Here is a 23,057-nt window from a genome sequence, read left to right on the forward strand (position 1 = left end):
ATGTTGGATCGGTCAAAACTCCTCGATACCGCCCGTCAGGTGATCGGCGACGAAGCGCGCGCGCTGGATACCATGGCGGTCACGCTTGGCGATGGGTTTGTCGAGGCGATCGAGACCATCCTAGCCGCAACCGGCCGCGTGATCGTTTCCGGCATCGGCAAATCGGGGCACATCGGGCGCAAAATCGCCGCGACATTGGCCAGCACCGGCACGCCCGCGCAATTCGTTCACCCGTCCGAGGCCAGCCATGGCGACCTTGGCATGGTCACCAAAGCGGATGTCGTTCTGGCGATTTCCAATTCCGGCGAAGCGCCGGAACTTGCCAATCTCATCGCATTTGCGCGGCGGTTTGGTATCCCGCTGATCGGGTTATCCAGTCGGCCGGACAGCACGTTGATGTCCCATTCGGACGTCAAACTTCTTATCCCCGCGCTTGGCGAGGCCTGCGGCGAAGGAGTCGTTCCGACGATTTCCACGACCCTGACCCTTGCAATGGGCGATGCGCTTGCCGTCGCATTGATGCAGCACCGCGAGTTTACCGCCGAACATTTCCGGGATTTCCATCCCGGCGGCAAGCTTGGCGCACAGCTGTCCCGTGTCCGTGATCTAATGCACGCGGGCGATGCGGTTCCGCTTGTCGGGCTCCACACCCCCATGAGCGACACGCTGCTGACGATCAGCCAAAAGGGCTTTGGCGTGGTTGGAGTTCTTGATGACGATGGCCAGCTTGCCGGAATTGTCACTGACGGAGACCTACGCCGTCACATGTCGGGCCTCCTTGACCATACCGCGGGCGAGGTCATGACGAAATCCCCTCGGACAATAGGCCCGGACTCGCTCGCACAAGACGCAGTGGCGATCATGAACGACCGCAAGATCACCTGCCTGTTCGTGGTCGATCCGGATGGATCGCGGCGGGTCGCTGGCATCCTGCACATTCACGACTGTCTTCGAGTCGGTGTGGTGTAACCGGTGCGCGGAGAGGTCAATCGCTACAGCCAGTTTGTCGGCTGGCTGAAGATCATCCTGCCACTGGCCGCGATTGCACTTTTCTCCACGCTATTCCTGTTCGCGCAGGGGCGTGGGGGCAATGGGACGATTCCATTTGCCGAGGTCGAGGAGATTGCCCGGGAAAACAGGCTGTCGAGCCCGGATTTCACAGGGGTTTCCGACGACGGCACCTTATTCAGCTTGACAGCCACCTCTGCGCGCCCCCTGCCTGACCAGTCCCATATTGTCGCGATTGATGATATTCGCCTGTCGGTCGAAAGCCGCAAGGGACTTGGGGTGAATGTGACCGCCGGTGTCGCAAGCTTTGACAGCGAGACACGTGTCGCACTGATCGAAGGGTTGGCGCGCGTTGCGTCGACCGACGGCTACATGATGGAAACGCGGGGGTTGCGGGCGCAGATCGACGATGGACTGCTTGAAAGTCTCGGACCACTGGAGGTGCGCGCCCCATTCGGCGAAATGACTGCCGGTCATCTCGTTGTCAGCCGCAGCGCCAATGGGGATGGGCTTCAAATGCTTTTCAACCAAGGCGTCCGGCTGGTATACCAGCCCGAGAAATAGGGGATGTATGAAATGTCGGTTCTTCGGTTGGCTGCGATGGTGTTTGCCCTGCTTTTGTCGACACAAGCGATGGCGCAGGGAACGAACGTCACCCTTGGTGGCATAAACGCCGACCCGACGGCCCCAGTTGAAGTGACCGCCGAAAGCCTGAGCGTCGACCAGGAAAGTGGCACCGCAATCTTTTCCGGCAACGTGACGATCGGTCAGGGCGACGTGCGCATTTCAGCGGCCGAGGTTCGGGTGGTCTATGGGGAAAACACCGGCCAGATCGCACGACTTGTCGCTTCTGGAGGGGTAACTTTCGTCACCGCGACAGAGGCCGCCGAAGCCGAAAACGCAGACTATGACATAGAGAACGGTCAACTTGTCCTGACGGGCAATGTTCTTTTGACCCAAGGTGCCAGCGCACTTGCGGCGGAACGTATGGTCGTTGACCTGACCAACGGCACAGCCCGGATGGACGGGCGGGTGCGCACCGTCTTTCAGCAGCAGAACGGCGGCAACTGAACCATGGCCGAAACTCCTGAACTCTCCGTCACCGATGGGGCCGCCGGCCTCCGGGTGGAAAACCTGCGCAAAAGCTATCGAAAGCGGTTGGTGATTCGGAATGTCAGCCTTGAACTGGCACGCGGAGAGGTCGTAGCGCTGCTTGGGCCAAACGGATCAGGCAAGACCACCTGTTTCTATTCCATCGCCGGGCTTGTCACGCCCGAAGGCGGTCGCGTTGTGGTGGACGGCCGGGACGTGACAACGCTGCCGATGTATCGCCGGGCCAAGTTGGGGATTGGCTATCTTCCGCAGGAAATGTCGATTTTCCGTGGGCTTAGCGTCGAAGACAACATCCTGTCTATCCTCGAGATTGCCGAACCTGACCGCTCGGCGCGGCGCGAACGACTGGAAGAACTGCTCTCAGAATTTTCGATCGAACACCTGCGCCGGGCGCCGGCGCTCGCCCTGTCCGGCGGTGAACGACGCCGGGCCGAGATCGCCCGCTGCCTTGCGGCGGGTCCGAAATACGTGCTTCTCGACGAACCCTTCGCAGGTGTCGACCCGATTGCCGTGGGGGAAATTCGTCATTTGGTGTCCGACCTCAAAACTCGCGGCATTGGTGTCCTGATCACCGACCACAACGTGCAGGAAACACTCCAAATCGTGGACCGGGCCTATATTCTCCATGACGGCAAAGTCCTGATGAGCGGCACCACCGAAGAGGTCGTCAAGGACGACAATGTTCGGCGTGTTTATCTCGGGAACAGCTTCCGGGTCGGCTGAAATCCTCCGCATTCTCACCAGAGACTCATTGACAACCGCCGACCTCCTGTCGCCAAATGGAGGGGATGATAGTCCAGGTTTCCCATTGCCTTTCCGGTCGGGCGCTTTTGCCCGTGGAGTGCATTAAAACCCAAGGAAACCCGATCGTTATCATTATCCCCCCGCGCCTGACTTAACCCCAAAACAGGGGGAATACCTGTTGGGCGCACCAAGAAAGAAGAGGAGAAGCGATGCGGTATCAGATCAGCGGCAAGCAGATTGACATCGGTGAGGCCCTGCAAACCCACGTGCAGGATGAACTTGGCGCAACGGTGGAAAAGTACGCCGGGCGACCGACCGAAGCGTCCGTGGTCTTCTCGAAATCCGGAAGCGAGCTGAATTGCGAAGCAATCGTTCATCTGTCCACAGGCCTGACCTGTCAGGCAAAGGGTAGCGCCCACGAGATCTATGCCGCTTTCGATTCGGCGCTGGAGAAGATGGATAAACAGCTGCGCCGATACAAGCGCAGGTTGAAAGATCATCACAAGGAACGTTCGCAACCGGTTGAACTTTCCGGTGGCGCCTCATATATCCTCGCCGCATCGGAAGACAGCGACGAGGCCGAGCCGGACAGCGTCAATGCCATGATCATCGCCGAGACTGAAACGCGCATCCCCGCGCTTTCGGTCGGCGAGGCCGTGATGCAGATGGAGCTGGCCCATAGCCCGGTTCAGGTTTTCCGTAACGAGAAATCCGGCGGGATCAATGTGGTCTATCGTCGGGACGACGGAAACATCGGCTGGATTGATCCGGCGACCTAGGGTCGCCACCTTCTGGCCCAGAAGGCAGGTTCTATGCAACTTTCCGAGATCCTTTCGGCCGAGGGCGTCCGCATTGTCGGTGCGGCGTCCAGCAAGAAGCGACTGTTCCACGACCTCGGTGAACTTGCCGAATCCTGCTATGGGCTGGACGCGACCCGCGTGGTCGAAGCCCTGCTGGAGCGCGAAGCCCTTGGCCCGACAGGTGTCGGGCAGGGTATCGCGTTGCCGCATGCCCGGCTTGAAGGAATCGACCGGGTATCTGGCCTGTTTCTTCGGGTTGAAAAGCCGCTCGATTTCGACTCGGTCGACCGTCAGCCCGTTGATCTGGTTTTCGCGCTCTTCGCCCCGGCATCGGCGGGCGTTGACCACCTCAAGGCGCTGGCGCTTGTGTCCCGGACAATGCGCAATTCGTCGATCTGCGCAAAATTGCGGGCGAACTCTGACCCCTCGACCCTGCACACGATCTTGACGGAATCGGAAACGACGCAGGCCGCCTAGAGCATGTCGCGCAAGATCGGGGACCGGTTTTGCGCTTCCCGGTCATTCGAATTCAATCGCTTGGGGTGTGCCGCATGAATCTGAAAGAGCGCGACACGCTCTAGCTTGCCCAAGGCCGAAAACCGAACACCATATAGTCGCGCTGATAGACCTCTGCCGCCAGGGCCTCTAGGTCTTCGTCGTAAATCTCGGACAGTCGTGGCGCGTGCGGATCGGTTTTGCCTGTCATGTCCGGCGCATCATCGCGCCCGACTGTCAGGGCCAAATAGGCCAGATCGATCCGCATCCTGTCTTCGCGAACGATCAGGTCTGGCGACGCGAAGTAACCGAATCCCTGTATGACAGAGCTTTGACTGGCCCAATGCGGGTCGACACGAATGCTTGTCTGTGATCCCAGATTTGCCTTGAGGAATGTCAGAAAGCCCTGAAAGGCTTTGCGATGGGCAACCCTGTCATAGTCGGGGCCGGGATCGCCGTCGGGCAGCGGCACCGAAAACACCTGGCGAAGGGTCTTGCGGATTTCGGGATAAGTGCCCGGTCCGGTCGGCAGGATCAGGTCGCAGAACGCGGCATGTGCCCGGGCCAATGGATGCCGAACGACGGTAAAGCTCCGATGCCCTTTGTTCTGACGCCTCCACTGGCGCAACGATTTTTGGGTAAACCCGCGAATGAGTTGCTCTTCGTCGAGGTTGTCGAGCCGTGCAAGCCAATTGTGCACCGCCGCCTCGGGACCAGAGCGAACAGGCAGGTAGAGGAGTGGGGTCGTCGGGGCCGCAACATAGCTGGGCACGACCGGGGCCCGGCGCGGTTCAAAGTTCGGCGTGCGGGACAGATCGAACCGGTCTAACCGCGCAAGCGCCGTTTCCATCTCGTCGAAATTCTTCACCTTCTCGGAGTGCGGCGCCGGATTTTGTTTCTTGAGTTTCTTGTCCAGCGCATCAATTCGGTTCGGACAGCCTAGGAATGCGGCAAGTCCGTTCATCACCTCGATGTCCTGAAGGTCCTCGTAGGAAACATAGAATGCTGTCTGGCCGGTTGTTTGCAGGGCATTGAGCAACAGAACCTGAAAATCTTGAAGCGCCTGGAGATGAGTTTCAAACTCGGCGTGATTGAAACTGACCTTCTCGGTTCGCGCATTCTTGACGTTCGTCAGCTTCCACTGATCGGTAGCCTGTGCGATTTTCCGACTTACATAGCTGTCCACCGGGTTGCGGGTCAGGATGATCTTGGCACAGCGTCGATCTTGTAATGCGGTGTCCAGAACGCGGGGATCGTGATCGTTGAAGAACCGAAATCCCCCCAACCCTTTGCTTTGGGTTTTGATGGCCTCGATCAGGCGCTGGGGGTCCGCCTCGCGCATGGCTTGGGTCACGCCAAGAATCTCTGTTCGGTTCGGATAACCGATGAAATGCGGGTTGAACGCCTCTCCATGGCATTCGAGCCCGTCGAACGCGTTGATGTTCGCCTCCAGGAAATTTGACCCTGTCCGCATTTCGGCAAAGACGATGAAATAGTCGAACTGAGACATCGGATCTACCGGACCAGATAGGGTTTGCTGGGCTTGGTGGATTTGTGTGTCGGAGCTGGATCAACCGGGAAATCGCCCATCAGATAGGGGTGCATCCCCTGATTCTTGAGGTTCTGCAGGAATTGCCCAAACCCCTTCAAGTCGACCATGCGCGGCGCCTCGGCCAATCGCCGCACGTTCTTGTCCGCGATCTCGTCCACGACGCTTTGTAGCGCTTCCATCGGGGTCTCGATGAATTCTGCCAAAGTCCAGATCCGGATACGGGCCTTGGCATAGATCGACCGCAGAGCGCCCAGATGCTCGTCCTCGGTTCGCTGAAGCTCTGCGGCTTCGGTCCGCAAGTCAGCGAAATTGCGGTTCGACTGGAACAGCGGAATGGCCCAAGCGCCCGAAATGACCGAAATCTGTGCGTTGGGGTCCTTGGCTATGTCCCAACTGATATCCTGACGGTCGCCTGGGCCGAATTGGAAACACTGCCGTTCACCGCGCGTGTTCCAAACCAGATTTCGCAGGAACATTTGGGGGTTGTAGTCACGCAGCTTTGCACTGTCGGACAGCGCGCCGGAAAACGTGCTCTGCCGACTCTCGAACTGAACCCGTTCAGGCGCGTAGAGGTGCCCATGGACACGCGCGCCCGTCGCCTTGGCCAACCAAGGTTCGAAATCTTCGAACAACTCGGTGAACCCTTCGAAAACCGAATACGGCGCAGAGGTGAACCTGCTGTCGAAATACTCGGTCGGGAATCGGCTTTGCATATAAAGACCCTGACGACCGTGCAGGCGGCGTTCGACTGCGCGGGCAAAGATCCGGTCGATCTTGCCCGGGTTGGGTTCGGCCCCCTTCATCGCGGTCTCGGACTGGTCAAGGAAAGTCTTGTAAAGAAGATTGGCCCGTGGCCAGATCTTGCGCGCGACAAAGCAATCCGACCGGCGCAGAAGCTGCAGGTGATCGTCGTAAAAGATGTGTGGCTTGCCCTGAAAGTCGAACTTCGACAGGGTCAGAGACCGGCTTTCGATATTCGGGGAATAAAGCCGCGCGAGCGTCTGGAAATAACTTTCATCCGGGATCCAGACCTTTCGGAAATACTTGTCATAGGTCTCTCGCTCGGGGTCCTGCAGGATCGCCGAAAGGGTTTGACGGGTCAGGCACCACCATTGCGACCCCATGTGCGGCACGATCCCGGACGGAATGCGCCGCTTGAATCCGATGCGCCGCTGGAACGCGACGTATTTGTCGAACAGGTATCGGTGCTTCCGCCAGGAAAACGGAAACCGAAGCGTGAACCGTTCGTGGTCCAGCCCGCCGACAGTCCATGGCACATCCGCGGTTGTCGCGCTTTCGATGAAATCTGTGCGCGGTCGCGCCGCGAGGTAACTGCGCAATTCATGGATCGGACGCAGCGGCAGGCATGACCCGGAAGTCAGGTAGACATGTTCGACATCCAGGAACTGTTCCAACATCAGCTCAGCGGCGGACTGTGTCGCCGCCACCAGCCCCCAGGTGCCCCATTCACACCTATGCCGTTGGGAAAAGCGCACGTTCTCAAGATCGGACAGGCGTGAAACGAAACCGTCATAGCGTTTGCGATCAACGCTCCGATCAACATGCACCACCACGGGACAGCCACCTGCCACCCAGTGGCGCAACACCTCCTCGGCCCGGTCAAAGGCGGTGTGAACCAGCATGACAATCCCGATGGTCATGCCCAGTTTCCTTTCGACATCAGGCCAAGAATCTCTAGCTGTCTCCAGTTGATGTATTTCTCGGACCATTTGCACCACAGGTCCGGGTCGCGGCCAACCCCTTCGGCATAGGCCTTGTATTCCTGACTGTTGGCATAATGCTGGCCCCGGTTCAGTTCTTCTTCGGCCTTGGCGCTGAAGGTGTCCAGAAATTTGGTGTGCAGCAAGATGCCAGAGGCCTTCTCCCCGCCCCATTCATCGTAGGTGAGGTTCAAACCGCGCGGCAGCAGCATGTGCGTAGAGCTGACATAGGCAAACCGGCGGTCCCATTTCACAAGGGGTATCTTGTTCAGCGCAGGCGCCGCGGCCGGTGTATCAGCAAAGAACGCACGGGCCCGCGGGCCGCCTTGGATCCACAGATTTCGATATTCGGGGTTACGCGAAATCGAATAGTTTCCACTATCGAACCAATTGGCGATTTCCAGTGGATTTTGCCCCCTCCCATAGGGCTGCGCCGCCAGCCCGCCCTTGGGATACATATCAAGAAGCATCGCCCCGAACGAACGCAGCCCCGACGCATCCAGCCAGTCAGTCAGCGCCTGGATAGGGCGGGTATCGCAGAACGGATAGACAAGGAATTCATCCGGGTCGACGACAAGGCACCAATGGTTGTGCCCGTATTTCATCTGCAACCAATTTAGCCAATCTACGCCGAACCGGGATTTCTTGTAGCTGGCGCCCGTCGTCCAAAGTGACACGTCCGGCTGTTCGGACAGGTATTCCCGCCCTCCGTCATCGCTGTTGTTGTCAACCATAAGAAAATGGGAAACGCCCATATTTCTATAGTAATCAAGGAAGTAGGGTAGCCGCACATCCTCGTTCCGGAAGGTCGAGAAAACGAGAACATCGTCCGGGCGTATGTTCTGGGTCCTATCCACGACAGACGACAGCTCTCTGCGCTTACGCAAGGCCCGGACAAGCCACCGCCGCCGCCGAATGCGCAGCCGGTATGATTGCCAAAGACCCACTCTACGCCCTTCCTGCCCGGTTCAAGATCATAATGGCCAGACCTACACTGTCACCCTTAACATGATACTCACAATCGATCGGCCGATCTTCGGACGCCGTATTGACTGCACGCCTGCCGCTGCTTTCGGCTTGTTTCGCTTTGGGAAATAATATGCAACCGCTTCGTTTCCGTAAACTCTTGTGATTCAGCGCAATTGTCACGTCCATGCCCCCCGCGACATGAGGCCCAGCGCTTCGCAATGGCGCCAACCGCGATACTTGGTCGAAGAAGGGCACCACAGGTCCGGCTCTGACACCAGCCCATCATAGTAGTCGTCATAGAGCACGCTGTTGTTGAAGTGTTCTTGCCGCTGTTTCTCCTCCGCCGATTTGGCAACAACCTCTGGCAAGAACTTTGTATGAAGAAGCAAGCCTGATATCCGCTCGCCCCCCGTTTCATCGTAGACCCTGTTCAGCCTGCGGGGCAACGCGGCGTGCGTCGAATTTACATAGACATAGCGGCGGTTCCATTTGACCAAAGGAACCTTGTTGAGCGTGGGGGATCGCCGGGGGTCATCCGAAAAGAAAATCCGCGAGCGAGGCCCGCCCTGAATCCAAAGGTTCTGCAAAGGCTCTTGCTTCTGGATCATGTAGTTGCCGGCATCGAACCAACCCAACACCTCGGTCGGGTCCTGACCCGGCGCATAGACCTGCTGCCCCAGAGGCCCGCGCGGATACATATCCAGCATCATCGCAGGCATCGCCTCGATCCGCTGCTGGTCAAGCCAGTCCGTCAACGCGGACAGCGGCCGTGAATCGTGATGCGGATAGATAAGCAGTTCGTCGGCATCAAGCGTAAGGCACCAATGGCCATGCGCATGGCGAGCCTTCAGCCAGGTCAGCCAATCCAGCCCAAACCGGGACAGTCTGTAGCTTTCACCCGTTTCCCAAAGCGAGACGTCCGGCTGATCCGCAAGAAGCGCGCGGGTGCCATCGGTGCTGCCATTGTCGACAAAAAGAAAATGCGACACGCCGAGTTGGCGATAGTGCTGCAGGAAGTAGGGCAGCCGTGTCACCTCGTTCCGGACGACAATCGCGGCAAGGATACCGCCCGCCTGGATCTGTTCGGTGCGGTCCGAAACGACCGACAATTGGCCGCGCTTGCGAAGCGCCCGAAACAAAAGTCGGCGGCGCCTTATGCGCAGCTTGTAGGCCGTCCAAAGTTCCTTGCGATCCAACATCGGGCGAAATGTCCCTCTTGCAGACGTCAGACTATCGCAGCGGCGTCACTTGTCATAATGCCCATTCTGGTGCCACCGCCAGGCGTCTGCAATCATATGCGGCAGGGTCGATCTTTCCGGCCTCCAGCCAAGCTCCTCGGTGGCACGGCGACTGCCAGAGACAAGCCGCGTTGCATCTCCCGGCCGGCGATTGCCTTCGATAACCGGAACCTCGGCATTGGTGACCTTGGACGATTGCGCCACAACTTCCCGAACGGAAAACCCCGTTCCGGTGCCAAGATTGAACACCCGGCTTTCCTTGCCCGATTCAAGCCATTTCAGACCCTGAACATGGGCCTCGACCAGATCCATCACGTGAACATAATCGCGAATGCAGGTGCCATCGGGGGTGTCATAGTCCGATCCAAAGATCGTCAGCGCATCCCGCTTCCCCGTAATCGCATCCAGCATCAACGGGATAAGATGGGTTTCAGGCTGGTGAAACTCGCCAACCTCGGCCTCGGGGTCGGCCCCGGCCACGTTGAAATAGCGGAATATGACCGACCGCAACCCGTGGCTGGCGCCAAAGTTCTCCAGCATGTCTTCGATCGCGCGTTTCGATGCGCCATAGGCGTTGATCGGCATCTGGACACTGTCTTCGTCCAGCACCACGCCGTCCTGATCGCCATAGGTCGCGCAGGTCGATGAAAAGACAAAGTTCTGGCAACCCGCCGCAGCCGCCGCTTCGATCAGGGTCAGGCTGCCGACGACGTTATTGCGCCAATAGGCCCCGGGGTTGACCATGCTTTCGCCGACCTGGCTAAGCGCGGCAAAATGCATGACGGCCGCGGGGCTGTAGGCGGCGAATACCTCGTCCAGACGCGCCCGATCCAGCAGGTCGCCTTGTTCGAACGGGCCGAATTTCACCGCGTCTTGCCAACCCGTCACCAGATTGTCGTAGGTCACAGGCACATAGCCAGCCGCCTTCAAGACCTTGCAGGCGTGCGAACCGATATACCCGGCCCCCCAGTGACGAGAACTGTTGTCACGGACTTTCCTCCTGCCGGATCGCGCGGATTTACTGGGCAGCCTGACGCATGGAAATCAGCCCATGCAGGTAAGCTTCAAAGTCATCCCGAAGGTCTTCGCGGGCAAGCCCGAAGGCGACGGTCGCCTGCAGGAACCCGCTTTTTGATCCGCAGTCAAACCGCTGACCGTCGAACCGGTAGCCGAACACATCCCGACCTTGGTCGATTTCTGCCGCGATGGCATCAGTCAGCTGCAACTCACCCCCGGCACCCTTGTCGATGCTGCCAAGGTTTCGCAGGACCTGCGGCGACAGGATATAGCGACCGATCACCGCAAGGTTGGACGGCGCATCGCCGGGCGCGGGCTTTTCGACCATCCCGGCAACCGAAGCGACCGGGCCTCGTTCGGCCTTCACGTCAAGGATACCGTAGGAAGAGCTTTGGGCCGGCGGAACCTCCATCGCGGCGACCATCGAACCACCGGTTTCCTCGTATGCCTCTACCATCTGCTGCAGGCACGGCTTGTCGGCTGCAATCACATCGTCCGGCAGGATCACCGCGAACGGTTCATTCCCGACCAGCTTTCGCGCACACCAGACCGCATGGCCCAGCCCAAGCGGTTTGTGCTGGCGGATATACGCAATCGCACCACTGTCCATATAGGTGGACTTCAGCGTCTGAAGCAGATCTGTCTTGCCGCCCTTGCGTAGTACTGATTCAAGTTCGGGCGAGGTATCGAAATAGTCTTCAAGCGCGGATTTACCGCGGGACGTTACGAAGATGAAGTCCTTGATGCCCGCCGCACGCGCTTCGTCGATCGCGTATTGAATAAGCGGTCTGTCGACCAGCGTCATGATTTCCTTAGGCACCGACTTCGTTGCCGGCAGAAACCGGGTTCCCAAACCTGCTACCGGAAAGATTGCCTTGGTAACTTTCTTCTTCATTGTCCCCTCGATGCGCCACAGCGCAGTCCACTCGCATAGATCATTCTATCACTCATGAAGGTGACCACAAAATGGCAACAAACGATGAAATGTCAGGGGAAAGATCCAATCTTCACATCAAACACCAAGGATTGCGCGATTTTTGGCTTTGCTGCCCAACCATGTAGAAATTCGAATTCTTCCAAGAGTGACAATTCAGACTCAGTCTGCGCCCATCTCCGCAAGCATCTCTTCGATCCGCGGCACGTCTTCCGGGTTGTTGAGTTCCCAGAATTTTCGACCCTTGCCATCCACCTCGACGCACAGGACCTGTCTGCCTCTTTCAAGGAATCTAAGCTGTTCAAGCCCCTCAAGCGACTCAAGCGGGCCCATTTCCCAGCCCGGGTAGGCGGCAAGCGCCGCAGGGCGATAGGCATAGACTCCAACATGGTGGAAAACGGGGGTCTCTGCATCGTCTGCATAGGTCTGGCCGGTGTAAGGAATGACCTCTTTCGAGAAATAGAGGGCGTTCATATCCACCCCGAAAACGGCAGTGGTTCCGCCGACCCGCCCGGCCCGACGATCCGCCAGAAAGCCATTCAGCGCGGCGCCATCCGTCTTCAGGACGGGGGTCGCCACTTCGGCGGTCGCGTTGGCCTTCAATCCCGCAATCAGGTCTTCCACGAACCAATGCGGTGTCAGTGGAGCGTCGCCCTGAAGGTTCACAACGATATCAAACCCCCCGCCCAGCGCGGCATGGGCTTCGGCGCAACGCTCGGTCCCGTTCCGGCATGTGGTCGAGGTCATGACCACCTCGGCGCCGAATGCTTCGGATGCGGCGCGGATACGGTCGTCGTCCGTGGCAACCACCACCCGATCGACCCCTTTGACCGCCATCGCAGCTTGCCAGCTACGCTGGATCAGGCTTTTCGGCTGCCCGCTCGCGCCCCGAAGTTCAACCAACGGCTTTCCCGGATACCGGGTCGAGGCGTAGCGGGCGGGTATGACGACAAGTGTGGACATCATGCTTCTTTCAGATCTACGCCGGGCGCATAGGCAATGAAGAACGGGTTGGCGAACCCGTCCTTGCCATAGCGCAACGGCTGATGGTTGTCGAAACGGACAACATCACCACCCGCCCCGCACAAAACGGCGTGGCCCGCCGCCGTATCCCATTCCATCGTCCGGCCCACGCGGGGGTACAAATCCGCCTCGCCAGTCGCAACCAGACAGAACTTCAACGACGACCCCGCGCTGCGGCTATCCTTGACGTTGTATTTCGCGATGTAATCTTCGGTCGCCTGATCGCGGTGCGATTTGGACGCGACGATCAGCAGGGCATCATTGTCCGGCTTCGACACGCGGATCGGGGACAGTTGGCCCGTGACGTCCTTGTCGAACGGCCCCTGTTCTTCAACTGCGTTCCCACCCGCATCGGTATAGAACAACCGCCCCTTTGCCGGGGCATAGACAACACCACGCACCGGCGACCCATCGACTACATAGGCGATGTTCACTGTGAAATCACCGCGCCGGTGGATGAATTCCTTGGTCCCGTCCAGCGGGTCGACGATCAGGAACGTCGACACCGACTGACCGTGCGACGCCGCCTGTTCTTCGGTCACCAGCGGCACATCGGGAAAGGCCGCCCGCAGCCCAGCCGAGATAAGCGCGTCGGCCGCCTCATCCGCGACGGTCACAGGGCTTTCATCTGATTTCGATTTCACCTCGAAATCATCAGACTGGTAGATCTCCATGATCTTGTCACCCGCCTCAAGCGCGAGCCTGCGCATGACCTCTGTCAGTTTGTGAAGATCCATCCTGCCTGTTCCTAACTCACCGTGGTTACAATTATTGTGTTGCCGAGGCGCGCCCCTTATGCTGCCGCGGTAAGCGAACAGCAAGAATTTCGTGGGTATCAGGGCACAACCGCGCCCGTGGCAGGACCAAACCATGTTTGAACGCAGCACTCAAAGATCGACAATTGTCACTGCCTTCAACATGGCGGAGCTGATCTTTCACAGCACGGTCCGCAACGTCCGTAAGACCCATCGCAACGCCATTGTCGGGCTGCTGCTGAACATCCTTCAGACGATCGTCTTTGTTGCTGCCTTCTATTTCATGTTTTCCTTGTTCGGCATGCGGTCTTCGCCGATCCCGGGGGACTACATGCTGTATATCATGTCCGGCATCTTCCTGTTCCTGACCCATACCAAGGCGATTGGCGCGGTCTATGGGGCAGAAGGCGCGACCAATTCGATCATGAAGCACGCGCCGCTCAATACGATCATCACGATCTCTGCCGGTGCGCTCAGTTCGCTCTACTTGCAGGTCTTGTCCCTGTTCACGGTGCTGTTCGGCTACCACGTCATCGTGCGCCCGGTCGAGATTGACGATCCTGTCGGCGCAATGGGAATGCTTGTCCTGTCGTGGCTGTCGGGGGTTGCGATCGGCTTGATATTCTTGGCGATCAAGCCGTGGATGCCGAACTTTGCCAAGGTGGCGCAATCGGTCTATTCACGGGCCAACATGGTTGCTTCGGGTAAGATGTTCGTCGCCAACATGATGCCCGTCTGGCTGGTGTCGTTTTTCTGGTGGAACCCGTTGTTCCACACAATCGACCAGGCCCGCGGGTTTATCTTCCTGAACTACACACCACATGTGACGTCGATCAGCTATCCCATCTACCTCACGCTCGGGATCTTCATGTTCGGGATGATGATGGAATTCGTCACCCGGAAAAGCGCCTCGGTCAGCTGGGACGCGTCGCGATGATCCGCATTTGGGCTGCCGCCCTGGTCTTGCTTTCACTCTCGCCCGCGATTGCACAGGACCTGCCCGCCTTTTTCGACGTTGCGGGTGTCAGCCAGAACGATGTCCTGAACGTTCGATCAGAACCGACCGCCGGCAGCGACATAGTCGGCAAGCTTGCCGCCGGACAAACCGGGGTCGAGGTTGTTGCGGTGGACGACAGCGGGCGCTGGGGCCAGGTGAATGTCGGCGAAAGATCAGGCTGGGCATCTATGACCTATCTTGTCCGACAAACTCCAGACGGTTACGGCCCTGCACGACAGCTATCCTGTTTCGGAACCGAGCCATTCTGGTCACTCGATCTGATCCAGAACCAGGGCGGGGAATTCAGGGACATGGCGGAGACGACCTTGCACTTCCCACTTGGCCGGCTGTCGGACTCCGGCAATCTGATCGGACGGTACGGCACAATTGCCCAAACGGATGACGGAACTTTGGCGATCATTGTCCGGCGAGAGGCCTGCAACGACGGGATGTCGGACCGACAGTTCGGCCTGGGCATTGATCTTGTACTTGGCGGACCGGGAGCCTCTCAGACCCTCTCCGGCTGTTGCCGGATCGGCCAAAATTGAACGCCGCGACCCCAACCCAAATCGAAGTTGTATTTTTGTGACAGTTTGGACCTTCGACCCCGTTGCAGGGGCCTTGGCCTCTCCCTATATACCGCTTGATCCGCTCGCAGGGCATGACCCGGCGGGCGCAAACCAGAAAGGCGCGGATGCCTGAGCCGGGTTCGTGCCGCTCAAACCGCTTGAAGAAGGGATTTGAACAATGGGAAAAGTCATCGGGATTGACCTCGGGACCACCAACTCCTGCGTTGCCATCATGGATGGTTCGAAACCGCGGGTTATCGAAAACTCCGAAGGGGCGCGGACCACGCCCTCCATCGTCGCCTTCACTGAAGACGAGCGCCTTGTCGGCCAGCCTGCAAAACGTCAGGCAGTCACCAACCCGGATAACACGATCTTTGGCGTCAAGCGCCTGATCGGCCGCCGGTACGATGACGAACATCTGGCCAAGGACAAGAAGAACCTGCCCTTCGCGCTGATCAACGGCGGCAACGGCGACGCCTGGGTCGAAGCCCGCGGCGAAAAATACAGCCCCTCGCAAATTTCCGCCTTCATCCTGCAAAAGATGAAGGAAACCGCCGAAAGCTACCTTGGCGAAGACGTGACGCAGGCCGTCATCACCGTTCCCGCCTACTTCAACGACGCCCAGCGTCAGGCGACCAAGGACGCGGGCAAGATCGCCGGGCTTGAAGTGCTGCGGATCATCAACGAACCGACCGCCGCCGCGCTGGCCTATGGGCTCGACAAAGACGAAACCAAAACCATCGCCGTCTATGACCTTGGCGGCGGCACCTTCGACGTGACCATCCTTGAAATCGACGATGGCCTGTTCGAAGTGAAATCCACCAACGGGGATACCTTCCTGGGCGGTGAAGATTTCGACATGCGGATCGTCAACTACCTTGCGGACGAGTTCAAGAAAGAGCACGGCGTCGACCTGACCAACGACAAAATGGCCCTCCAGCGCCTCAAGGAAGCCGCTGAAAAGGCCAAGATCGAACTGTCGTCTTCCAGCCAGACTGAGATCAACCAGCCGTTCATCTCGATGGGGTCGAACGGGCAGCCGCTGCACATGGTGATGAAGCTGACCCGCGCCAAGCTGGAAAGCCTTGTCAACGACCTGATCAAGGCCTCGATCAAGCCGTGCCAGGCCGCGCTGAAAGACGCGGGCCTGTCCACCAGCGACATCGACGAGGTCGTGCTCGTCGGCGGTATGACCCGGATGCCGAAAGTCATCGAAGAGGTGACCAAGTTCTTCGGCAAGGAACCCCACAAGGGGGTGAACCCGGACGAAGTGGTCGCCATGGGTGCCGCCATTCAAGCCGGTGTGCTTCAGGGTGACGTGAAGGACGTTGTCCTTCTCGACGTGACCCCGCTGTCGCTGGGCATCGAAACGCTGGGTGGCGTGTTCACCCGCCTGATCGACCGCAACACCACCATCCCGACCAAGAAGTCCCAGGTCTTCTCGACCGCCGAGGACAACCAGAACGCCGTGACCATCCGCGTGTTCCAGGGCGAACGGGAAATGGCAGCCGACAACAAGATGCTTGGCCAATTCAACCTTGAAGACATCCCGTCGGCGCCGCGCGGCATGCCGCAGATCGAAGTGACCTTCGACATCGACGCCAACGGGATCGTGTCCGTCTCTGCCAAGGACAAAGGCACCGGCAAGGAACAAAAGATCACCATTCAGGCCTCGGGCGGTCTGTCCGACGAGGACATCGAAAAGATGGTCAAGGACGCCGAAGCCAACGCCGAATCCGACAAGAAACGGCGTGAACTGGTCGAGGCCCGCAACCAGGCCGAAAGCCTGATCCATTCGACCGAAAAGTCGATCGAGGATCACGGCGACAAGGTCGACCCCTCGACCGTCGAGGTAATCGAACTGGCCATTGCCGCGCTGAAGGACGAACTGGAAAATGACAACCCGGACAAGATCAAGGCCGGTATCCAGAACGTGACCGAAGCCGCGATGAAGCTGGGCGAGGCGATCTACAAGGCCAGCCAGGACGAGGCCGAGGGCGAAGACGGCCCCAAGGCCGCTGATGCCGGTGACCAAGACGATATCCTCGACGCAGACTTCGAGGATCTTGACGACAGCAAGCGCGGGTAATCCCGGCGTATGTGGTGAAACGGGAAAGACCGGCCTGATCTGACCGGGCCGGTCTTTTCATTCCCGAAGGAACACCTCTCTCATGGCGAAACGCGATTACTACGAAACGCTCGGGGTCTCGAAGGGTGCCACGGCCGACGAGATCAAGAAGGCCTATCGCACGAAGGCGAAGGAACTGCATCCCGACCGGAACGCAGACAACCCCGATGCAGAGGCCCAGTTCAAGGAAGCGAACGAAGCCTACGAAGTGCTGAAGGACGCGGACAAGAAGGCCGCCTACGACCGCTTTGGCCACGCCGCGTTTGAAAACGGCATGGGTGGCGGCGGCCATCCCGGCGGCGGGTTCCGGGGGCAGGGCGATTTCGCCTCGGCCTTCTCGGATGTGTTCGACGATCTGTTCGGTGACTTCATGGGCGGACGCGGTGCTGGCGGCGCGCGCAGCCGGGCCACGCGTGGCAACGACCTGCGCTATAACCTGCGGATCTCACTCGAAGATGCCTACAAGGGCCTGCAGAAGACCATCAACGTCCCGACCTCGGTTGCCTGCGGGTCGTGTGACGGCACCGGCGCCGAGGGCGGCAGCGAGCCTGTCACCTGTCCCACCTGTTCGGGTATGGGCAAGGTCCGTGCCCAGCAGGGTTTCTTCACCGTCGAACGCACCTGCCCGACCTGTCAGGGCATGGGCCAGACCATCAAGAACCCCTGCAAGACGTGCCACGGCCATGGCCGCGTCGAAAAGGAACGGTCGCTGTCGGTCAACATCCCCGCCGGCGTCGAAACCGGCACCCGCATCCGGCTTGCCGGAGAGGGCGAGGCCGGCCTGCGTGGCGGCCCGTCGGGCGACCTTTATATCTTTATCGAGGTCAGCGCCCACAAGCTGTTCGAACGCGACGGTATGAACCTTTATTGTCAGGTGCCCGTGTCGATGGTTACGGCGGCGCTGGGCGGCGACATCGAAGTCCCGTCGATCGACGGTGGCCGCAGCCGGGTCAAGGTTCCCGAAGGCAGCCAATCCGGCCGTCAAATGCGCCTGCGTGGCAAGGGCATGCCCGCCCTGCGTGGGGCAGGGCAGGGCGACATGTTCATCGAACTGGTCGTAGAAACCCCGGTGAAGTTGACCGCGAAGCAGAAGGAACTTCTGCGGGAATTCGACGACCTGAGCGCCGAAAACAACCCGCAAAGCTCCAGCTTCTTTTCCTCGGTGAAGAGCTTCTGGGATTCGATGAAGGGTTGAGGGTCGGCAGGGGGCCGTTAACCCCCTGCTAACCGATTCCGCGGCAGTCTGCGGCCATGAGCCAGACCCGCCGCGATTTCGCCGAAGCACAGCTTCCTTTTTTCGACCCGGACCCGCTGGACCGGGACGAGGTGCAGATCGTGCCCGCAGCGAAAGCGGGCGCGCGATTGCCGTCCTATATAAAGGATCACCGCAAGCGGCTGCGCGACCGGTTCATGACCGGCGGGGCGACTGCGCTGCCGGACTATGAAATGCTCGAACTCGTGCTGTTCCGGGCAATTCCGCGTCAGGACGTGAAACCACTGGCCCGGCGGTTGATGGACCGGTTTGGCGATTTCAACCGCGTCGTCACCGCCCCACCGGGTCAGCTGGCGCAGGTCGATGGGGTGGGTGACGCCGTGATCTGCGAACTGAAAATCGTAGAGGCCGCGGCGCAACGCCTTGCCCGGGCCCGGGTCATGCAACGGCACGTGATTTCAAGCTGGGATGCGGTTCTGGATTACTGCCACACGGTCATGGCGCACCGGGACACCGAACAGTTCCGCATCCTGTTTCTTGACCGGAAGAATACGCTCATCGCGGACGAAGAACAGGCGCGCGGCACGGTCGACCATGTGCCCGTCTACCCGCGCGAGGTCGTGAAACGTGCGCTTGAGTTGAACGCCAGCGCCCTGATCCTTGTTCACAATCACCCCTCGGGCGATCCGACCCCGTCGGACAGCGATATCCAGATCACCGGTCAGATTGAAATGGCCGCGCAGGCGCTGGGCATCACGCTGCACGACCATCTGATTATCGGCAAATCCCGCGAGCTGAGCTTTCGGGCGGAAAGGCTGATTTAACGAGAGGCGATTGTCAGGTCGTTCAGCATCGTGCTGAGCACCAGGAAATCCCCGACCGTATCGCAGGGCGGCATCGTCAGGCTCAGGTCCAGCGCATTGGTTTCCATGTCGGGCGCGATCTGGATGCTTTGCGCGGCGACATCGCGGGCGCAGTTTCCGTACGTGATCTCAGCCTCGACCGACAGGATCACCTGCCCGCTTTGCGGCGCGGCCCCTGTCGGGAAAGTATAGATCTCGGCCATCATCGGGTTTTCCAGCGTGTCCTTGCCAAGCCGGACAAGGAACCCGCCGCCCATTTCCGCCGCCTCGGGCGACCGGGGGGCACCGTTCCAGACATGGCCCTTGGACCCATATTCCGCGCCGAATTCCCGCGCATGGATTTGCAGGCCGCTGTCGCCCTGCCACAGCAAGACGGCGCGGTCGTATTCCGCTACATCCGGGACGGTGACGGTGGCAACGGCCCCGTCCCCGCCGGGGAAGGCGGCGATGAACACCGACATTTCGGCCAATGCGGGCACGTCAACATGGGCAAGTCCGTCACCGTCAGTCACATCGGTGAACATCATTCCCTGATGATGCACGGTGAACCGGGCGCTGGGATGGCAGGGAGCGTCGATGTCGATGGACACCATCGCCGACGCGCCGGACTGTGCAAACATAGACGGGGTACAGTCAACCTCGGCCTGTTGTTCGACCGGCGCAACCAGCGGGGCCTGAACATCGGGCGCAATGGCCGGTGCGTCCATCTCCACCGCGGCCAGTTGCAGCGGCGCCTCGACGGTTTCCGGCGCGGACAGTTCCGGCTCGGGCATCGCCATGGCAGAGCCCAGGACCGGCTCGATCATGGCCTCGGAGGGCGCAGGCTCCTCGATCGCGGGCTCAACGACCGCGACGGTCTCGACTTGGGGCGCTTCGACCGGGATGGGCGGAGGAAGGTCCGACGCCGACCCGAACCGCGACGCCAGCGCATCGCCATTTTGCATCACAAAGCCAATCCCAAGCGCGACGGCAAAAGTGCCGCCCGCCATAGCAATCTTCCGGGTCTGGGACATGACTGTCTCCCTCTCCACCATAGGTTTGAGAAGGAGACTGCCGTTTCAAAGTGTCGCCCGAAGGACGTCCACGGGGAAAGATTCCGACCGAATTGCGGCGGTGATCAGGCGAGGCGCCCGTGGCAATGCTTGAATTTATTGCCAGAACCGCAGGGACAGGGGTCATTCCGGCCCGGATTCCCCCAGGTTTCCGGCTTGGCCTCGTCGAACCCTTCGATCGCCGCACCGGCAGCAACCGCCCCCGCCGTGGGCCCGGCAGCGGCAGCTCGGGCCTGCGCCTGAAGCCGGGCCTGCTGTTCGCGCAGCTGGTCCATCATCGCGCGCTGTTCTTCCTCGGTCATTGGGCGCACCTGCGCCAGCTTCTGGGTCACCTCGGTCCGCAGACCGTCCAGAAGGGCTTCGAACAGCTGGAAGCTTTCGGTCTTGTATTCATTCAGCGGGTCGCGCTGCGCATATCCGCGGAACCCAACGACCGAGCGTAGATGTTCAAGCGTCAGAAGGTGTTCGCGCCACTTTGCGTCGATGGTCTGAAGCAGGATCTGCTTTTCGATGGACCGCATTGTCTCGGCACCGAAAACTTCGGCTTTTTCGACCATCGCCTTATCGGCCGCTTCGATCAGCCGTTCGCTTAGATCGGACTGGTCCACGCCTTCCTCGGCCGCCCATTCGGCGACGGGAGCTTCCACGCCAAGGAATGTCTTGGCGTCGTTGGCCAGCCCCTCCGCATCCCATTGGTCGGCGTAGGAGCGGGGCGGCATGTGTTGATCGACCAGATCATCCACAACCTGATGCCGCATGTCGGCAACGATCTCTTCCAGATCCTGCGCCTCCATGATTTCGCGGCGCTGCGAGAAAATGACCTTCCGCTGGTCGTTCATCACATCGTCGAACTTCAGAAGTTGCTTGCGAATGTCAAAGTTGCGGCCTTCGACCTTGGCCTGCGCCCGTTCAAGCGACTTGTTGACCCAAGGGTGAACAATGGCTTCGCCCTCCTTCATCCCAAGCGACGACAGCACCTTGTCGAGCCGTTCGGACCCGAAGATGCGCATCAGGTCATCTTCAAGCGACAGGAAGAACGACGACCGCCCCGGGTCCCCCTGACGGCCGGACCGGCCGCGCAGCTGGTTGTCGATCCGGCGGCTTTCGTGGCGCTCAGTCGCAAGAACGAACAGACCGCCAGCGGCTTTCACCGCGTCTTCGTCCGCCTTGTGATCGGCCTCGATCTGGGCGCGGATCGCCGCGTGGTCGCCATCAGGGTTCGCGGCAATGGCTTCCATCACCTTGAACTCGACGTTGCCGCCCAGTTTGATGTCGGTCCCACGGCCCGCCATGTTTGTGGCGATGGTCACCGCGCCGATCTTGCCGGCGTCGGCCACGATCTGGGCTTCCTGCTCGTGCTGCCGTGCGTTCAGCACGTTGTGCTTGATGCCCGCGTTGTTCAGCAGGTTCGACAAAAGTTCGGACTTCTCGATCGAGGTGGTGCCAACAAGGATCGGCTGGCCCTTCGCGTGGGCTTCCTGGATCGCCTTGACGATACCGTCGTATTTTTCCTTCGCCGTGCGATACACCTGATCGTGTTCGTCGATCCGGGCGATGGGACGGTTCGTCGGAACCTCGACCACGCCCAGTTTGTAGATTTCCATGAATTCCTCGGCCTCGGTCAGGGCCGTGCCGGTCATGCCAGCAAGCTTGGAATAAAGACGGAAATAGTTCTGGTAGGTGACACTGGCCAGCGTCACGTTTTCGGGCTGGATCTGGCAGCCTTCCTTCGCTTCGATCGCCTGATGCAACCCATCGGACAGGCGGCGGCCAACCATCATCCGGCCGGTGAATTCGTCGATCAGCATGACCTGACCGTCACGCACCATATAGTCCTTGTCGCGCTGGAACAGCTTGTGGGCGCGCAGCGCCTGGTTCACGTGGTGGACAAGCGAGGTGCTTTCAGGATCGTAAAGGCTCTGTTCTTTCGGTAGCAGACCTTCGAACCGGAGCTTCCGTTCCAGATATTCGTTACCATCATCGGTGAAGGTGGCCGAGCGCGCCTTTTCGTCCAGCGTGAAATGCTCGTCCTTCAGGTCCGGGATCATCTTGTCGATGGTGACATAGAGGTCCGACCGGTCCTGCGACGGACCTGAAATGATCAGCGGTGTCCGGGCCTCGTCCACAAGGATCGAGTCGACCTCGTCCACGATGGCAAAGTTGTGCCCGCGCTGCATCATCTGGCCCAGTTCGGACTTCATGTTGTCGCGCAGATAGTCGAACCCAAGCTCGTTATTGGTGGCGTAGGTAATGTCGCAGTTATAGGCGGCCTTCTTCTCGGCCTCGGGCTGCTGCGAATAGATCACCCCGGTGGTGAGGCCCAGTGCGCCATAGACCTTGCTCATCCATTCCGCGTCACGACGGGCGAGGTAATCGTTCACCGTAACAACATGCACACCCTTGCCGCTCAGCGCATTCAGGTAGGCCGGGAAGGTCGCAACAAGTGTCTTGCCTTCACCGGTCTTCATTTCGGCAATGTTACCCTGATGAAGGAAGATACCACCCATCAACTGCACATCGAAGGCCCGCAGGCCGAGGGCGCGGCGCGCGGCCTCTCGGCAGTTGGCGAAGGCTTCGGGCAGAAGCGCATCAAGGCTTTCGCCGCCCATTGCGCGTTTTGCCAGTTCCTCGGTCTTTTCTTTCAGCCCCTCGTCGGACAGTTTTTCAAAGTCCGGTTCCAGCGCGTTGATCTTGTCTATGATCGGACGGGTTGCCTTGACCTTGCGATCGTTCGGGGTGCCAAAAACCTTCCTGGCAAGCGTTCCGATACCCAGCATGTTCTCTCCATGCCCCGGAGACCGGAGCCTAACTGACGTCTATATGATGAGGAGGTTGCTTGTAGGCCCCGGGACAGCAGCCTAAACAG

General features: G+C 59.6%; 20 protein-coding genes and 1 pseudogene. 11 read left to right on the plus strand and 10 right to left on the minus strand.

Features of this window, described 5'->3' with window-relative positions:
- The 6 genes from U3648_RS03000 to U3648_RS03025 all read left to right on the plus strand — a co-directional run bounded on the left by U3648_RS03000 (position 1) and on the right by U3648_RS03025 (position 4,142).
- Positions 1-969, plus strand: a complete 969-nt coding sequence (locus U3648_RS03000; RefSeq protein ID WP_420857765.1) for a KpsF/GutQ family sugar-phosphate isomerase — start codon at positions 1-3, stop codon at positions 967-969.
- Between the two features lie 3 nt (positions 970-972).
- Positions 973-1,572: a hypothetical protein gene (locus tag U3648_RS03005; RefSeq protein ID WP_420857766.1), complete on the plus strand. Its 600-nt coding sequence runs from the start codon at positions 973-975 to the stop codon at positions 1,570-1,572.
- Positions 1,573-1,584: 12 nt separating this feature from the next.
- Positions 1,585-2,079, plus strand: coding sequence for a lipopolysaccharide transport periplasmic protein LptA (gene lptA / locus U3648_RS03010; RefSeq protein ID WP_420857767.1), 495 nt, complete (start codon positions 1,585-1,587; stop codon positions 2,077-2,079).
- A gap of 3 nt (positions 2,080-2,082) precedes the next feature.
- On the plus strand, positions 2,083-2,844 hold the full coding sequence (lptB, locus tag U3648_RS03015) for an LPS export ABC transporter ATP-binding protein (protein ID WP_420857768.1): 762 nt from the start codon (positions 2,083-2,085) through the stop codon (positions 2,842-2,844).
- Positions 2,845-3,074: 230 nt separating this feature from the next.
- Positions 3,075-3,644, plus strand: coding sequence for a ribosome hibernation-promoting factor, HPF/YfiA family (gene hpf, locus U3648_RS03020; RefSeq protein WP_420857769.1), 570 nt, complete (start codon positions 3,075-3,077; stop codon positions 3,642-3,644).
- A 33-nt stretch (positions 3,645-3,677) separates the two neighbouring features.
- Positions 3,678-4,142, plus strand: a complete 465-nt coding sequence (locus U3648_RS03025) for a PTS sugar transporter subunit IIA (protein WP_420857770.1) — start codon at positions 3,678-3,680, stop codon at positions 4,140-4,142.
- Positions 4,143-4,242: 100 nt separating this feature from the next.
- Here the strand turns inward: U3648_RS03025 and U3648_RS03030 are convergent, their stop codons facing one another.
- The 8 genes and pseudogenes from U3648_RS03030 to cysQ form a co-directional block, all read right to left on the minus strand.
- Positions 4,243-5,670, minus strand: coding sequence for a sulfotransferase family 2 domain-containing protein (locus U3648_RS03030; RefSeq protein WP_420857771.1), 1,428 nt, complete (start codon positions 5,668-5,670; stop codon positions 4,243-4,245).
- Positions 5,671-5,675: 5 nt separating this feature from the next.
- Positions 5,676-7,373 carry a DUF5927 domain-containing protein gene (locus U3648_RS03035; RefSeq protein ID WP_420857772.1) on the minus strand — a complete coding sequence of 566 codons (1,698 nt, stop codon included), beginning with the start codon at positions 7,371-7,373 and terminating at the stop codon, positions 5,676-5,678.
- Positions 7,370-8,380 (minus strand): glycosyltransferase family 2 protein, encoded by a 1,011-nt coding sequence (locus U3648_RS03040; RefSeq protein WP_420857773.1) that lies wholly within the window; start codon positions 8,378-8,380, stop codon positions 7,370-7,372. Before U3648_RS03040 ends, U3648_RS03035 begins: the two co-directional genes overlap by 4 nt.
- 198 nt (positions 8,381-8,578) lie before the next feature.
- Complete coding sequence (locus U3648_RS03045) at positions 8,579-9,601, minus strand: glycosyltransferase family 2 protein (RefSeq protein WP_420857774.1); 1,023 nt, start codon at positions 9,599-9,601, stop codon at positions 8,579-8,581.
- Positions 9,602-9,646: 45 nt separating this feature from the next.
- Positions 9,647-10,629: pseudogene (gene galE / locus U3648_RS03050) on the minus strand (UDP-glucose 4-epimerase GalE).
- Positions 10,630-10,658: 29 nt separating this feature from the next.
- Entirely contained in the window at positions 10,659-11,552 is an 894-nt protein-coding gene (gene galU, locus U3648_RS03055; RefSeq protein WP_420857775.1) for a UTP--glucose-1-phosphate uridylyltransferase GalU, read from the minus strand.
- 201 nt (positions 11,553-11,753) lie between these two features.
- The gene (locus U3648_RS03060; protein ID WP_420858096.1) at positions 11,754-12,554 is read right to left on the minus strand and encodes a 3-deoxy-manno-octulosonate cytidylyltransferase; all 801 of its coding nucleotides are present in this window, start codon (positions 12,552-12,554) and stop codon (positions 11,754-11,756) included.
- Complete coding sequence (cysQ, locus tag U3648_RS03065) at positions 12,554-13,351, minus strand: 3'(2'),5'-bisphosphate nucleotidase CysQ (RefSeq protein ID WP_420857776.1); 798 nt, start codon at positions 13,349-13,351, stop codon at positions 12,554-12,556. The genes U3648_RS03060 and cysQ overlap by 1 nt, the downstream gene beginning before the upstream one ends.
- A 133-nt stretch (positions 13,352-13,484) precedes the next feature.
- On the opposite strand from cysQ, the gene U3648_RS03070 reads away from it, so the two are divergent.
- The 5 genes from U3648_RS03070 (at position 13,485) to radC (ending at position 19,100) form a co-directional block, all read left to right on the plus strand.
- Positions 13,485-14,306 (plus strand): ABC transporter permease, encoded by an 822-nt coding sequence (locus tag U3648_RS03070; protein WP_420857777.1) that lies wholly within the window; start codon positions 13,485-13,487, stop codon positions 14,304-14,306.
- Positions 14,303-14,914 (plus strand): SH3 domain-containing protein, encoded by a 612-nt coding sequence (locus U3648_RS03075; RefSeq protein WP_420857778.1) that lies wholly within the window; start codon positions 14,303-14,305, stop codon positions 14,912-14,914. The genes U3648_RS03070 and U3648_RS03075 overlap by 4 nt, the downstream gene beginning before the upstream one ends.
- Positions 14,915-15,113: 199 nt before the next feature.
- The gene (dnaK, locus tag U3648_RS03080; protein WP_420857779.1) at positions 15,114-17,024 is read left to right on the plus strand and encodes a molecular chaperone DnaK; all 1,911 of its coding nucleotides are present in this window, start codon (positions 15,114-15,116) and stop codon (positions 17,022-17,024) included.
- Between the two features lie 82 nt (positions 17,025-17,106).
- A complete protein-coding gene (dnaJ, locus tag U3648_RS03085) occupies positions 17,107-18,258 on the plus strand; it encodes a molecular chaperone DnaJ (RefSeq protein WP_420857780.1) in 1,152 nt (383 codons plus the stop codon).
- Positions 18,259-18,314: 56 nt separating this feature from the next.
- Entirely contained in the window at positions 18,315-19,100 is a 786-nt protein-coding gene (gene radC / locus U3648_RS03090; RefSeq protein ID WP_420857781.1) for a RadC family protein, read from the plus strand.
- Here radC and U3648_RS03095 read toward each other — a convergent pair.
- Both U3648_RS03095 and secA read right to left on the minus strand, forming a co-directional pair.
- Entirely contained in the window at positions 19,097-20,152 is a 1,056-nt protein-coding gene (locus tag U3648_RS03095) for a hypothetical protein (RefSeq protein WP_420857782.1), read from the minus strand. The two genes, radC and U3648_RS03095, sit on opposite strands and share 4 nt — an antisense overlap.
- A 104-nt stretch (positions 20,153-20,256) precedes the next feature.
- A complete protein-coding gene (gene secA / locus U3648_RS03100; RefSeq protein ID WP_420857783.1) occupies positions 20,257-22,968 on the minus strand; it encodes a preprotein translocase subunit SecA in 2,712 nt (903 codons plus the stop codon).
- Positions 22,969-23,057 lie beyond the last annotated feature (89 nt).

The sequence above is a fragment of the Marivivens marinus genome (assembly GCF_035969385.1).
GTDB lineage: Bacteria > Pseudomonadota > Alphaproteobacteria > Rhodobacterales > Rhodobacteraceae > SELP01.

Bases quoted from the DNA above. Each gene is read 5' to 3' on its own strand.
- U3648_RS03000 (WP_420857765.1), top strand. From the start codon at position 1: ATGTTGGATCGGTCAAAACTCCTCGATACCGCCCGTCAGGTGATCGGC.
- lptA (WP_420857767.1), top strand. From the start codon at position 1,585: ATGTCGGTTCTTCGGTTGGCTGCGATGGTGTTTGCCCTGCTTTTGTCG.
- lptB (WP_420857768.1), top strand. From the start codon at position 2,083: ATGGCCGAAACTCCTGAACTCTCCGTCACCGATGGGGCCGCCGGCCTC.
- hpf (WP_420857769.1), top strand. From the start codon at position 3,075: ATGCGGTATCAGATCAGCGGCAAGCAGATTGACATCGGTGAGGCCCTG.
- U3648_RS03025 (WP_420857770.1), top strand. From the start codon at position 3,678: ATGCAACTTTCCGAGATCCTTTCGGCCGAGGGCGTCCGCATTGTCGGT.
- U3648_RS03030 (WP_420857771.1), bottom strand. From the start codon at position 5,670: ATGTCTCAGTTCGACTATTTCATCGTCTTTGCCGAAATGCGGACAGGG.
- U3648_RS03035 (WP_420857772.1), bottom strand. From the start codon at position 7,373: ATGACCATCGGGATTGTCATGCTGGTTCACACCGCCTTTGACCGGGCC.
- U3648_RS03045 (WP_420857774.1), bottom strand. From the start codon at position 9,601: ATGTTGGATCGCAAGGAACTTTGGACGGCCTACAAGCTGCGCATAAGG.
- galU (WP_420857775.1), bottom strand. From the start codon at position 11,552: ATGAAGAAGAAAGTTACCAAGGCAATCTTTCCGGTAGCAGGTTTGGGA.
- U3648_RS03060 (WP_420858096.1), bottom strand. From the start codon at position 12,554: ATGTCCACACTTGTCGTCATACCCGCCCGCTACGCCTCGACCCGGTAT.
- cysQ (WP_420857776.1), bottom strand. From the start codon at position 13,351: ATGGATCTTCACAAACTGACAGAGGTCATGCGCAGGCTCGCGCTTGAG.
- U3648_RS03070 (WP_420857777.1), top strand. From the start codon at position 13,485: ATGTTTGAACGCAGCACTCAAAGATCGACAATTGTCACTGCCTTCAAC.
- U3648_RS03075 (WP_420857778.1), top strand. From the start codon at position 14,303: ATGATCCGCATTTGGGCTGCCGCCCTGGTCTTGCTTTCACTCTCGCCC.
- dnaK (WP_420857779.1), top strand. From the start codon at position 15,114: ATGGGAAAAGTCATCGGGATTGACCTCGGGACCACCAACTCCTGCGTT.
- dnaJ (WP_420857780.1), top strand. From the start codon at position 17,107: ATGGCGAAACGCGATTACTACGAAACGCTCGGGGTCTCGAAGGGTGCC.
- radC (WP_420857781.1), top strand. From the start codon at position 18,315: ATGAGCCAGACCCGCCGCGATTTCGCCGAAGCACAGCTTCCTTTTTTC.
- U3648_RS03095 (WP_420857782.1), bottom strand. From the start codon at position 20,152: ATGTCCCAGACCCGGAAGATTGCTATGGCGGGCGGCACTTTTGCCGTC.
- secA (WP_420857783.1), bottom strand. From the start codon at position 22,968: ATGCTGGGTATCGGAACGCTTGCCAGGAAGGTTTTTGGCACCCCGAAC.